The sequence below is a fragment of the Moorena sp. SIO4A5 genome (assembly GCF_010672005.1).
Classification (GTDB): Bacteria; Cyanobacteriota; Cyanobacteriia; order Cyanobacteriales; family Coleofasciculaceae; genus Moorena.
Genome location: NZ_JAAHHZ010000154.1, coordinates 1 through 13,074 on the forward strand (window position 1 = coordinate 1; position 13,074 = coordinate 13,074).

At 42.3% G+C, this 13,074-nt stretch carries 10 protein-coding genes; 5 read left to right on the forward strand and 5 right to left on the reverse strand.

Annotation, left to right across the window (positions count from 1 at the left end):
• The 3 genes from F6K57_RS29565 to F6K57_RS29575 form a co-directional block, all read left to right on the forward strand.
• Positions 1-1,829, forward strand: a 1,829-nt coding sequence (locus F6K57_RS29565; RefSeq protein WP_293071818.1) for a thioredoxin family protein, incomplete at its 5' end; no start/stop codon positions are given.
• Positions 1,830-2,012: 183 nt separating this feature from the next.
• On the forward strand, positions 2,013-2,708 hold the full coding sequence (locus F6K57_RS29570) for a redoxin domain-containing protein (RefSeq protein ID WP_293071819.1): 696 nt from the start codon (positions 2,013-2,015) through the stop codon (positions 2,706-2,708).
• A 228-nt stretch (positions 2,709-2,936) separates the two neighbouring features.
• Positions 2,937-3,194: a hypothetical protein gene (locus F6K57_RS29575; RefSeq protein WP_293071820.1), complete on the forward strand. Its 258-nt coding sequence runs from the start codon at positions 2,937-2,939 to the stop codon at positions 3,192-3,194.
• Between the two features lie 361 nt (positions 3,195-3,555).
• Here the strand turns inward: F6K57_RS29575 and patD are convergent, their stop codons facing one another.
• Positions 3,556-3,930 carry a heterocyst frequency control protein PatD gene (gene patD, locus F6K57_RS29580; protein WP_293045186.1) on the reverse strand — a complete coding sequence of 125 codons (375 nt, stop codon included), beginning with the start codon at positions 3,928-3,930 and terminating at the stop codon, positions 3,556-3,558.
• A gap of 435 nt (positions 3,931-4,365) precedes the next feature.
• Here patD and F6K57_RS29585 point away from each other — a divergent pair, with 435 nt between their 5' ends.
• Positions 4,366-6,630, forward strand: coding sequence for a bifunctional (p)ppGpp synthetase/guanosine-3',5'-bis(diphosphate) 3'-pyrophosphohydrolase (locus F6K57_RS29585; protein ID WP_293071821.1), 2,265 nt, complete (start codon positions 4,366-4,368; stop codon positions 6,628-6,630).
• 161 nt (positions 6,631-6,791) lie between these two features.
• Here the strand turns inward: F6K57_RS29585 and F6K57_RS29590 are convergent, their stop codons facing one another.
• The 3 genes from F6K57_RS29590 to F6K57_RS29600 all read right to left on the reverse strand — a co-directional run bounded on the left by F6K57_RS29590 (position 6,792) and on the right by F6K57_RS29600 (position 9,815).
• Entirely contained in the window at positions 6,792-7,748 is a 957-nt protein-coding gene (locus tag F6K57_RS29590; RefSeq protein WP_293066879.1) for a ribonuclease Z, read from the reverse strand.
• Between the two features lie 23 nt (positions 7,749-7,771).
• Positions 7,772-7,936: a hypothetical protein gene (locus tag F6K57_RS29595; RefSeq protein WP_293071822.1), complete on the reverse strand. Its 165-nt coding sequence runs from the start codon at positions 7,934-7,936 to the stop codon at positions 7,772-7,774.
• A gap of 94 nt (positions 7,937-8,030) precedes the next feature.
• On the reverse strand, positions 8,031-9,815 hold the full coding sequence (locus F6K57_RS29600) for an iron uptake porin (RefSeq protein WP_293071823.1): 1,785 nt from the start codon (positions 9,813-9,815) through the stop codon (positions 8,031-8,033).
• A gap of 449 nt (positions 9,816-10,264) precedes the next feature.
• On the opposite strand from F6K57_RS29600, the gene F6K57_RS29605 reads away from it, so the two are divergent.
• A complete protein-coding gene (locus F6K57_RS29605) occupies positions 10,265-11,677 on the forward strand; it encodes an effector-associated domain EAD1-containing protein (RefSeq protein WP_293071824.1) in 1,413 nt (470 codons plus the stop codon).
• Positions 11,678-11,721: 44 nt separating this feature from the next.
• Here the strand turns inward: F6K57_RS29605 and F6K57_RS29610 are convergent, their stop codons facing one another.
• Positions 11,722-12,495 carry a hypothetical protein gene (locus tag F6K57_RS29610; protein ID WP_293040655.1) on the reverse strand — a complete coding sequence of 258 codons (774 nt, stop codon included), beginning with the start codon at positions 12,493-12,495 and terminating at the stop codon, positions 11,722-11,724.
• Positions 12,496-13,074 lie beyond the last annotated feature (579 nt).

Here is a 13,074-nt window from a genome sequence, read left to right on the forward strand (position 1 = left end):
TCGTGTGGCCCTATCCCCAGCGGCTACCCCTTGAGCCATTAATGAACTTTGGCTATGAAGAAGAGGTTACCCTACTCAGCCAAATCACACCCCCAGCCAACCTAGCTACTCCCGATTCTCTCCAACTTCGAGTAAAAGCGGATTGGCTGGTCTGTGAAGTAAACTGTATTCCGGAAGAAGGCACCTTCAACCTCACCTTACCAATTACCTCTAGACCTCCCTTAGTCAACCAACAGTGGGTAAACTTATTTGAGCAAGCCCGTCAAGCTCTACCCAAACCTTCCCCATGGAAAGTCACGGTCACTATCGAACCAAAAGACTTAACCCTGCAAGTTGAAGCCCCGGAAATGGAAGAGGCTCAAATCCAAGAGGTCATCTTTTTCCCACATCAAGACGGTATCATTAGCAACCCAGCGCCCCAAAACCCAGAACTTAATCAAGATGGAATCACCTTGCGATTGCAGCGAGGCTATCTTAGGAAACTCGACCCAATCACTGGAGTGCTAGTGATTCGAGAATCCCTAGACAACCAATCCGTAGTCCAAGCCTTCACCATTGAAGCCGCAGTAAGCAATGAAATAGGCAAAACTGCCGCAACCCCAACCCAACCCCGATGGGAAGTGCTGCTGCTAGCATTACTCGGAGGCATAATCCTAAACCTGATGCCCTGTGTCTTCCCAGTGCTATCTCTCAAAGCACTCAACATAGTCCAAAAATCCCAGAAAAGTCCCCAGCAAGTGAGACGCCATGCGATCGCATTCACCGCAGGCATTCTCGTCAGTTTTACCGTAGTCGCCAGTGTGCTATTAATTTTGCGATCGCTAGGGCAACAAATCGGCTGGGGATTCCAGCTACAATCCCCCGTTTTCGTTACCTTAATGGCATATCTAATGTTTGCGGTTGGCTTAAGTCTATCGGGAGTCTTTATCTTCGGTGCTTCCATCATGGGAATTGGGCAACGATTAACCACTCGCTCAGGATACATAGGGGAATTTTTCACAGGAGTCTTTGCCACCGTAGTCGCCACTCCCTGCACCGCACCATTCATGGCAACCGCCCTGGGAGTAGCCCTGACCCAATCCGTACCGATAGCGATCGCAATCTTTGAAATGCTCGGTCTTGGGCTAGCCCTGCCCTACCTAGCCATTAGCTTCACCCCAGGATTGCAGCGTATTTTACCCAAACCAGGAGCATGGATGGAAACCTTCCAACAGCTTCTGGCATTTCCCATGTACGCTGCCACCGCCTGGTTAATCTGGGTATTAGCCCAGCAAACTGGAACCAACGGTTTAGCAGCCGCCCTAGCAGGACTAATCCTAATTGCCTTTGCCACTTGGTTGCACCAAAAAACCCGCCTACTCCCCCCTCTAGGAAAGCATCTTGGCTCAATCTGCGCCTTAGTCGCCCTAGGATTTTCCCTAAGCTTAGCCCAAGTTTCCAGCACCACTCCTACTCCACTGACCCATAATCAAAATCAGGGCATCAAATGGCAAGCCTATACAGCTAAACGACTAGTTAAACTAAGGCAATCAGGAAGCCCAGTATTCCTGAATTTCTCAGCATCCTGGTGCATTACCTGTCTAGTTAATGAGCGTGTCGCCCTCAACCAGCCAGAAACCATAGCCGCCTTTGAGTCTAAAAAAATTGCCCTACTCAAAGCAGACTGGACTAATCGTGACCCAGCCATCACTAAAGCTCTAGAATCCTTTGGACGCAGTGGCGTACCCCTTTATGTCTTGTATCCAGGAGACTCAGAATTTACACCGCCCATTATACTACCTCAGATTCTATCCCCAGAGCAAGTTCAACGTGCCATCAAAAACCTATAGCAAAGGGAACAGGGAGTAGGGAGTAGGGAGTAGGGAGTAGGGAGTAGGGAGTAGGGAATATGGCATCAAAAATTATCACAATTCATTTAGAATCCTTATAGAAAATTTAGGTAGAATTTAAGGAGATGGAAAATAACAAGTAACAAGTAATAATAAACAATCAACAATCAGCCATCAAAAAAAATGAACAATGTTATCAAATTAAACGGTCATAAAATTACCACCACTGGATTAGTAGCCCTAGCCTTAATTATCACTGGATGCCAGAATACTCCCGTCACTAAAGATTCCAACACTACAAGTCCAGCCTCCACCGCAATTGCAGCATCATCACCATTACAGATTGATCAAAAAGCACCAGAATTCACTGGAGTTGACAGCAACAATACCACCCACAAGCTCAGTGATTTCAAAGGCAAAGTCGTAGTATTGGAATGGACTAATCACCAATGTCCCTTTGTCCGCAAACATTACAACAGTGGTAACATGCAGAAACTTCAGAAAGAAGCCACCAGCAAGGGAGTAGTGTGGTTATCAATTATCTCCTCAGCTCCAGGACAGCAAGGTCATGTCACCCCTCAAAAAGCCAATGAATTGATTCAAAGCAGTAGCGCTAATCCCACAGCAGTAATTATAGACTCCGAAGGCACCATTGGTCGTCTATATCAAGCTCGCACCACACCCCATATGTATGTTATTGATACTGATGGAGTCTTGAAATACATGGGAGCAATTGATAATAAACCCTCAGCTAATCCAGCGGATGTAGAAACTGCTACCAATTATGTCCAAGCTGCTTTGAATAGTGTTATCAATAATAAACCTGTGGAAAAAACAGTCACTCAGCCTTACGGTTGCTCGGTGAAATATAATAGTTAAAGGTGTAAGCAATTAGCAATCAGCAATCAGCAATCAGCATATCCTTAGATGGTCAAATCCCCAGACTTTCTATTATCATTAATCTCGAACTCTTAAATTCTACCAAACGAAGTTTATTTTAAGCTGACAACTGACAGCTGATAGCTTATAGCTTACATATTAGCTGTATCTCTAACAACTTGTAAAAATTGCTCAAGAGTAGGACAAGGATTAGTAATACGCCATGGGATGGCTAAAACAATTCAAGATCGTCATATTTGGGTACAAGTAGCACGAGGTCAGGTTAAGTTAGATAATTACTTGCTACAAGCTGGTGATGGTGCTGCTATTTCTCAAGCAGAATCTGTGATGTTAGTGGGTCAAGAGCAAGCAGAGGTGTTGCTGTTTGATTTGGCCTTGAGCATCTGTAAATCTGAAGTTACCCGTTTCCCAGTCCCAGTTTATTGTAAGCATTCAGTTATCAACTCCTCTATCAAATACTCATAAGTATAGCGCTACGCGCAAGGCATGCATGCAAAAGGCATGCATGCAAAAGTTTACTATAATAGCTTTTCATATTGTATCAATGTCAAACACCTTAATGCGTAGTGCTATAACCTTTTGAATCAAGCAATTGAATCAAGGAAAACTTAGGCATTTTCATGAAGGTCAAGAGTAGATGAATAGTGCTGGAAACCCCTCACGAAACTAATAGCTAAAAAATTTTGTAATTAATTATTTTCAATTAACCCTCAGCAAACCCCACTGGTTTAAGACACTGGTGGGGTGAATTTGTTATTGGTGATTGGTGATTTACGAAATATCATTTGATGTTTCGTTTCAGCTGCGTAAGTCCTAGGCAGGAGTATTATGGTTGTTCTTGAGATTGTTGCAGCCACCCTTGGCAGTACTGAATCAGGGTCTGAATGCGATCGCATACTCCCTTCTGCCTTAATTTGGCTGTCTCAGCACTCCGGGATGCCTGCAGAAGCATCAGGTCATTTTCCAATAATCGGATCTGTTTGTGAATTTCGGTTTTTAGGGACTGCCATCGAGAGACATAATCGAGAGGGATGTCTGAGGCACTAATACTAGCGATCTGAGTGATGAACAGCCCCTTTAGTGCTTGAAACTGCTGCTGATTTGCTGATCGGGCCACATCATCAGCGCCAATTTTGTAGTACATTTGTTCTAGGGCTTGTTGGAATTCTCGTAATGGTTGATTATGTGATTGAGATAACATTGTGAGCCCTATTAGCGTAAAATTATAAATGTAAAGAATTTTTTCTTTTTAAACAGGACTTACGCAAATGCTCCCTAAATCTCCCAATTCTGGGGGACTTTGACATCATTACCCCCCAAAATTGGGGGGCAGGGGGGCAAAACCAACTAAACTTCGTAAGTCCTATTAAAGACAAGGTAGTTACCAAAACAACAATTTGGCTCTGCCACTTAAATATTGAAGCAAGCTTCCATCTCTTTAAACTTGAGGATCCGGACAGCATTCTGGCTTGACGAAAAAGGAGGGTGAGAGGAAGCTTTACTTACAGTGATTGCTTACTCAGAAGGGTTTGGCTGCATCGATAGGCTTGCCATCCTTCTGAGTCAGCACTCATTTTGCTAGACTTCGGTTTTGCTAGACTCCGGTATCTATTTTTTCTCTGAGGGGCAAATAATTATGGACGCGATCGCCACCTACTCTATTCTGAATTTTAACGTTGAGATTCCTGACTGGCTGCAATATTGCTTAAAAGCCGCTTCATCAGCGGCAGAGGAACCAGTCGGTGATCATACTTTGTTAATCGCTGAGGCATTTAAATTTGCTTACCAACTCCATGAAGGTCAGTACCGCAAATCTGGAGAGCCTTACATTGCCCATCCGATTGCAGTGGCTGATCTATTAAGGGATTTGGGCGGCAACTCTACTATGATAGCGGCTGGATTCCTGCATGATGTAGTTGAAGATACGGAAATTACTCCAGAAGAAATAGAATCCCGGTTCGGAGTGGAGGTACGAAATTTAGTAGAAGGGGTAACCAAACTATCTAAATTCAACTTCTCCAGTAAAACTGAGCGTCAAGCGGAGAACTTCCGCCGGATGTTCCTCGCCATGGCAGCAGATATCAGGGTAATCGTTGTCAAACTGGCAGATCGATTACATAATATGCGGACCTTGGAATACTTGAAGCCAGAAAAACAGGTTCAGATTGCCCAAGAAACCCGAGATATCTTTGCCCCCCTAGCCAATCGGTTAGGAATTGGTCGCTTTAAGTGGGAACTAGAAGATTTAGCCTTTAAGTATCTCGAAACAAATGCTTATCGGGAAATTCAGTCATTGGTATCAGAAAGACGCTCAGACCGGGAACAGCGCCTGAAGGAAGTCTCAGAACTTTTGCGAGAGCGGATTCATAAAACCGGTGTTCATTGCGTTGATATTAGTAGTCGCCCCAAGCACCTTTATGGAATATATCAGAAAATGCAGCGCCAGAACAAGGGGTTTCATGAAATCTATGATATTGCTGCCATGCGGGTGATTGTGGAAAGCAAAGAGGAATGCTACCGAGCCTTAGCCGTTGTTCATGATCTGTTCAGACCAATTCCAGGTCGGTTTAAAGATTATATTGGTTTACCCAAACCCAATCGCTATCAATCCCTCCATACCGGAGTGATTGGGTTTAATGGTCGCCCGATCGAAGTCCAAATTCGCACCCTGGAAATGCACCATGTGGCGGAATGGGGTATTGCTGCTCACTGGAAGTATAAGGAAACCGGTGGCTCTAATACTACCAAATTCACGGCTGATGATGAAAAGCTGACTTGGCTGCGGCAGTTATTGGAATGGCAGAAAGACCTGAAAGATGCTCAGGAATACATGGAAAACATCAAAGATAACTTATTTGATGAAGATGTCTATGTATTTACACCAGATGGTGACGTAGTCGCTTTGAGTCGGGGAGCAACCGCCGTAGACTTCGCCTATCGGATTCATACCGAGGTGGGAAACCATTGTGCTGGTGTACGAGTTAATGGTGAGTGGCGGGTACTCGATTGTCCTCTAAAGAATGGGGATATTGTAGAAATTCTCACCACCAAAAACGCTCACCCTAGTCTAGATTGGCTCAACTTTGTGGCAACAGCCAGTGCGAGAAATCGTATTCGGCAATGGTTTAAGCGATCGCATCGGGAAGAAAATGTGGCTCGGGGTCGGGAACTCTTAGAGAAGGAACTTGGGAAAAAAGGATTTGAAGCCTTGCTCAAATCAGCACCAATGCAAATTGTGGCGGAGCGCTGTAACTACCACAAAGTAGAGGATTTACTGGCTGGTCTGGGTCACGGTGCAGTGACACTCAACTTTGTAGTGAAACGACTACGGGAAGAACTACACGCTGGTTTAGACAATGAGCCAGGAGAAAGTGAAGTTATCCAAGAGTATTCTAGCTCTACCCCCATTCATCCCCAATCCCAACTTCCTGCTAAGACACATCCTATTGCTGGTGTAGAAGGACTACTGTATCGCCTTGCTGCATGTTGTAACCCCTTACCGGGAGAATCTATTATTGGGGTAGTCACTCGCACTAAGGGGATTTCCATTCATCGGCAAGGATGTGTGAATGTGGAAAATGTTTTAGGAGAAAGACTAGTACCGGTCAGCTGGAATCCCACTGATATCGATAACGGACGTCCCCAAACCTACCCGGTGAATGTGCAAATTGAAGTGATTGACCGGGTTGGTGTCTTCAAAGACATTCTGTCTCGCTTAAGTGACCAAAACATTAATGTCCGTAAGGCTCAAGTCAAAACTCAGTATGGCAGACCAGCTCTAATTGACCTGTGTATTGATATTCTCGATCACCAACAACTCAACTGCAGCTTTGCCAAAATCCAACAAATGAGCGATGTGTTAAATATCCGGCGTGTTTCCCAGGTGGAGGAATGTAATTGAAGGTATGAAGGTTAGGAGGTTAGGAGGTTGAAAGTTAGAAGGTTGAAAGTTAGAAGGTTAAGACTTAACAGTCAAGATTCAACCAACAGTCAAGATTCAACCAACAGTCAAGATTCAACCAACAGTCAAAATTCAACAGATAACACTCAAACAGTCAAGATTCAACAAACAACTTGTTTTTCTTCTGAACGTCGTCTAGGCACCTCATAGGTGAAGAAATCATAGGCTAAGATGGTATTTGGGAAAATTGCCCGTGCTTCTTGAAGCAAATCATCTAACCTCAGGGGGTTTCCTGGAGCATAACGAGGACTGAAATGGGTCATAATTAGCTGTTTGACCCCTGCACCAAGGGCAACTTGAGCTGCCATGGTAGACGTAGAATGTAAGCGCTCAATAGCCATCTGAGCGTCTTGATGGGCAAAAGTGGCTTCGTGAATCAAAACATCCCCATCCTTTGCCAGTTCCATAGCCTGCTCACAGAAGATAGTATCGGTGCAATAAACTACTTTACGACCAGTTTCGGGTGCTCCACACAATTCAATGCCCTTAATCTCACGCCCATTAGGTAGGGTAATCGTTTCTCCCCGTTTGAGTTTACCGTAAAGGGGACCAGAGGGAATTCCTAATGCGATCGCTTTTTCCACATTAAACCTGCCCGGTCGGTCTTTTTCACACACTCGGTAGCCAAAGGCTGGCACACGATGCTCCAGGGGTAGACAGCTAACGGTAAATTCCTGGTCTTCGTAGAGTAAACCAGGTTTGATCGTGTGAACCTTAAAGGGGAATGCCAAATGGGTGCGAGAGTATTTTAGGCAAGCTTGGAGATAACTATCTAAACCCGGTGGTCCATAAATATCAACCCTGTCGATGTTTCCCGCTAAGCCACAGCTTGCCAACAGACCTGGGATACCAAAAATATGGTCGCCATGGAGGTGGGTAATGAACATTCGTCTGATCTGGCTGGTTTTCAGGTCACTCCGCAAAAGTTGATGCTGAGTACCTTCGCCACAGTCAAACAGCCAGACTTCTGCACGCTGAGGTAAGCGCAGCGCTACACTGGACACATTGCGCGATCGCGTTGGGACTCCGGAGCTAGTTCCTAAAAATGTAATTTCCACGCAGCCTGTTTTTGAATCTTCCTCTATATATAGTACACAGCCTGAGTCTGATCATGCTTAATGTGCTTTGCCGTGAACGTATTTAGGGAGTAGGGAGTAGGGAGTAGGGAGTAGGGAGTAGGGAGTAGGGAGTAGGGAATCGGGAATCGGCAACAGGGAATCGGGAATCGGCAACAGGGAATCGGCAACAGGGAATCGGGAATCGGGAAAAAATCCTGTGTACCTTATAGTTATTAAAAACGCTGTATTTATGATTGCTATATTAGCAAATCAACCAACAAATCAAAAAATAAATTTAGTTTTAACCATTGGCACTACGATACTATTATTTTTACTGTTGTGTTCTGGAGATATAATTACAAATAGACCGGGAGTGATGGAGATATTGTCATTAATTTGGTAGCGATAAAAGGTTTCTAAGTGGTAAGATACATCCAAATCTTGACGACTGTTAATATCATTTTCAGCTAGTCTAGGGGGCATTCCAAACACGAAACCTAATTCATTGCCTTCTTTGCCTAAATCGGGAAATGCCATGGTTATCGCCCAAGTCCAGATATCAGCTTTAGCCCCCTTTGAGCCATCCAAACCACTTTGGCGAGGAGAGGATTCAGCGTTGGCATTGATATAACTGAGCCAACCCCCAAGGGCAAAACCAGGACTAAGTCGATATCTCCCTTGTAAGCCAAACCCATTAGCAGAGGTAGCGGTTTGATCACCAAAGGGTGCTTGGGAAAATTGACTGCCAGTACTGCCAGTGACATCAATCCCTGAGTTGGGTTCAGGAGAATAGTAATGGACATAATTCAATCCAATCCCTAAACGCTGATTTGGTGTTAAGGTTAGCTGAGTGAAAGCACCAAATTGACCATTAAATAACCCATTACCTTCGGTGGGATTAGAGATACTAGCGGCACTACCTAAATAAGCTACACTGATTCTAATTGAGTCATTAAATTGATAACGAATAGCAGCGCCACCACCTTCAGCTAGGCGATAAAGGGGGTTATGTACTCCAAAACGGGAGAGGGCTGAGACGGGATTGAGGGGGTCTGTAATCTCATCGGCTGACAGACCGGCTGCTGCAATATGAGCTTGAATGCGATCGCTAATCGGGAATCGGTAATATAGTTCGGTTATGACAAACTCCTGGTCAGTATCTGTCTCAAAGTCATAGAGGGTCATGTCTGTGCCATCGAGGGGGTTATTCAATTCAGGCACATCTGAGCTATCGATTCTAGTGCGTAACAGGTCTTTACCGGTGAAACTGGTATCAAAGGATAATAGGGCAAGACCTGTGAATGTAGTGGTAAGACTATCGTCTTGAGTAGGGCTACTGCAACAAGGGGCAGCTTTGTTATCAGTGAAGTAGTCAATTAGGATAAAGTCTACTTCGCCATTGAGCTTAGTCGTGGTGGAAAACTCAGTAATTTCGACTTCAGCAGTACGAGCGGTTACAGCATCCAGGTTACCACGCAGTCGAGCTAGTTCCACGGTAAACTCTCCTTGCAAACGCTTGATTGCTTCTAGATCTTCTTTAAAGTAGGAAGATGACAAATCGGGACCAACAATCAGCTTACTGAGCTGATCGAAACAGGCATTGAGAGCAGCAGCAAATTCATAACGGTTGAGGGGACGATTGCCACGATAGCTACCATCAGGATATCCTGCCATACAACCGTAGCGCTCTACGATAGATTGTAAGGCTTGGAATGCCCAATCTGTGGGCTGGACATCCGATAACTGGGATACTGATGTCACCTGAGCCATCGGCTGATCTGTCTGTTCGATATTGGGTTCGATATTGGGAGTTAGTTCATTCTCAAACTCTTGTGTACTTGTTGGTAATTCCGTTATTGGTGATCCTGGGAACAACTGGGAAACAGGTGTCACCTGCTCCATCACGCCCACAGAGATGGGGGGAAGTAACTCTACTGCTACGGATAATTCCTGGGCGGTTGTTGACTTTGGTTGAGATTCATTGGCTAGACCATTGGGAGTTAGTAGAAAGGCTGCAGCGATCGCAGCTGGAGTTACATGGGGTAAGCTCCAAGTCAGTTTGGGCATTGGTTAGATAGTTAACTACTCACACCGAAAACATTGATATAATGGCGCAAATCTTAGCAATTTGCCCAGTAGGGTGATGCTGAAAGGGGTGTTTTCTTAGATTAGGGTCAAAGGGGAAGTGTCGGAAGTGTGGGGGGAGAATAGTTAGATATCCAACCGCTGTTTTTACACTCAAACTTATTTGATCTGGCTTATACCGCTTGTCTATGGCACTGGGATATAGTTGAGACCAGCCTATCGGCGTTCCTCTTACTCATATAAGATTACAGAGGATCAATTATAGCGGTTTTTATTATAATGAGGTACATCAATAACAATGAGCAAACCAGTTACGAATATCCTTAAGGCAGATTTGATTAAACGCAAATTCAATAGCTTACTCGCGCATCGGAGCCCACCTAAAAGTGATCGCATCAGTAGTTCTATTGTTGACAGGTAGAGAACTATAAATGAAGGCTGGAAAGACCCCTGGTTATCTCCTCAAGCAGATAACTTTAGCCCTGTGTAGTGCTTTCCCTAGTGAAAATGAATTAGAAATGATGCTACAATTTCAATTCACTATAAATCTGGACGATATTGCTCTTGGGGAAGATTTGGATGAAATAGCTTACAAAGTAGTAAAGCATTTTAATACTAGAAATAGTTTAGAAGACTTAATTAATGGCGCACTTGAAGAAAATCCCGGTAATCCTAAGTTAAAAGAAATCAATGAAAATTTTAAAATTACAACTAGTTTGCTCGACCTATTGTATCCTTTAGAAAAAAAGATAAAAAAGAAGTCAAAAAAACAATTATATCAAGATTATTGGACTAATCAATTAGTGAAGGTAACAGAAGATAAAACTATAATAATTTTAAATAAAATTATAGATAAAGATAACTTAAAAGCTATACTTGATGAAAATTTTTACAGTGAAATACCTATCATAAATTTTACTAATTTTTTAGTTGAAAATAAATATATTGATATTTCAAGCAAAAATGCTTATAAACTCAACAAATGGTGGAGAAAAAACAAGTCCAAGAGGAGTAAAATATGCTATATAGTAAGCTATATACTAAGATTATTAAGCAATAACCGCTTATTTAAATTTGATTATGTAGTGTCACGTATCTTGCCATTCCTCTTTATTAATATTACTGGTACTTGGATAATAGAATTTTTGACTAATCAAGAATTGGTTAAGCAGTATAAAGTCTTTAGCATGTTGGCTTTTATACTATTTACAATTATAGCTATTATAATAGCTATAATTGATTTAGTTAAACAATCAAATTTAAGACTGAACCAAATAAGCTCAGTCACCTTAGTAAGCTCAGTTACCTTAGTAATCTTGGGAAGCTTAGTAATCTTGGTAATAGTAATATTAACAGAAGCATTTATATTTAGCAGTTTTCCAAATAAAACACTAAAGTTACCTCAAAAATCTAAGAATTTACCAGAAATAGCAAAAGTTTTTGAAAACAAGTTTAAGATAGGTGAAATTCGTAATATAAAGCAAATCTCGATAGATAAAGCTGAAGTAAGAAGTAGTTTTAAATACAACTCGCTTGACAATGATGAATTACACGTGTTGCTTAGTGATGTGGAATGGGTCAAGCAGGAAAAACACTTAAAATTTATCAAAAGAAACTATAAAGGATATATCCAATTCAAGATTAGTTATGATGATAATCCGAGTGGGGAGTTTGAAATGAAATCTGAAATAGTTGACTATTCATTTAGACCTGGTAGTGGATTCTTCTCCTTTGTGATAGGATTCGTAGAGACAGCATATTTGGTGCCTCGACAACGAAATGATATTATCGAGGAAATAGATAAATTTATTCAGGATAACCAAATTTTAGAGAAGCTCAAATAAATCTGACTAAGCTGTTAAGCATTAGTGCCTAACAGCTTAACTAATTATTCAAGGGTTATGGTCTTAGGTAAATCAATTACAAAGTTCAGCCCTTTTGGAGTAACATCGGCGTTAATAGAAACACCAGCCTTAACGAGTTTATCTAGGGTTAAGCCATAGGGTTTCAACTTTTTATCAACGCCCGCATCTTTAAGATAGGAAATTAAATTGACACCATCAAAATTTGCCAAACCATTCTTGATCGCTTTAACTGTTTGATTACGAAATAGACGTTCAAGAAGAGTCAGAGCATCAGAATACCATCCCCGTCCACGCACATTATGCTTACGGTAAGCAACTTGTAAATCGTTATTACGTATAGCAATACCAAGACTGACATCACCACTAGGTGTTACAGAAAAGAGACGAGTACACTTCCTGCCAACACCTGGAATCTTGATGCATTCATACTTACGCAAATTGACGGTAAAGGAAAATGTTGCTCCACCATTCTCAATAGACTGAAGATTAATATCGTTTATCTTCCACTTGTTATAACGAGTATTCTTGATGTAATACCCATCATATTGATTGATAGAGTTAACTAAATCTTCCCGGAATTTTTCAATTGGCAACGTTCCTCGAATTTGTGCTTTGGTTAAGTCCAACTCAATTGGAAATCCAATCTGATTGGTGAATACGTCTAGAGACTGGGCAACGAGGGGAACATTACCATCAGGGAATTGGCTCTCTGCATGAAGATCACCAGCCAGAGCAATGGTTAAACCTAAAGAGATGGAAAAAGCAGTAAAAATAGTTGCTAGATTTTTATCCAACATACATCCTATCCTTTGTCGGTATCAGCTAGTGTTTATCGATATTTTGAAACCTTCGTAGACTAAAATTAGCTGAATGCCTTTATATCACAAGCCAAGATTTTCCTGAGCTTTAATTTTTTTTTTAAATAGCAAAGGAAGAGTCAATCAATAGATGCCCATTTAATGCTCAGCCTTCGAGTTAATTTTGAGCCTAGTTATTTTAAAATACCACTATTTATTTCTCAGGCAAAGTTCAGGACATTATGCAGTGCTTAACAAAAGTTAATAGTATAGTGAAGTATAGTTAGGGAAAGGGTAATAGACAAGAGCGGCTCTGGTAACAAAACTATGTCTTAACCTTTACTTCGACTGCTATAACAGTAAACTTTCAACTATCAACCTCCAACCTTTAACTATCAACCTCCAACCTTCAACTATCAACCTCCAACCTTCAACATAGAACAACCTCCAACCCTCAACCCTCAACCGAATAAACCCTTCCTTTCCAAGCACCACCCCTTCCTTGCCAATGTCGCCATGCTGAATCTATAGTCATTAGGGTATAGAGCAACCCGATCCCAGGTAAGCAAAATCCCAGCA

Bases quoted from the DNA above. Each gene is read 5' to 3' on its own strand.
- F6K57_RS29600 (WP_293071823.1), bottom strand. From the start codon at position 9,815: ATGCCCAAACTGACTTGGAGCTTACCCCATGTAACTCCAGCTGCGATC.
- F6K57_RS29575 (WP_293071820.1), top strand. From the start codon at position 2,937: ATGGCTAAAACAATTCAAGATCGTCATATTTGGGTACAAGTAGCACGA.
- patD (WP_293045186.1), bottom strand. From the start codon at position 3,930: ATGTTATCTCAATCACATAATCAACCATTACGAGAATTCCAACAAGCC.
- F6K57_RS29570 (WP_293071819.1), top strand. From the start codon at position 2,013: ATGAACAATGTTATCAAATTAAACGGTCATAAAATTACCACCACTGGA.
- F6K57_RS29605 (WP_293071824.1), top strand. From the start codon at position 10,265: ATGAAGGCTGGAAAGACCCCTGGTTATCTCCTCAAGCAGATAACTTTA.
- F6K57_RS29585 (WP_293071821.1), top strand. From the start codon at position 4,366: ATGGACGCGATCGCCACCTACTCTATTCTGAATTTTAACGTTGAGATT.
- F6K57_RS29610 (WP_293040655.1), bottom strand. From the start codon at position 12,495: ATGTTGGATAAAAATCTAGCAACTATTTTTACTGCTTTTTCCATCTCT.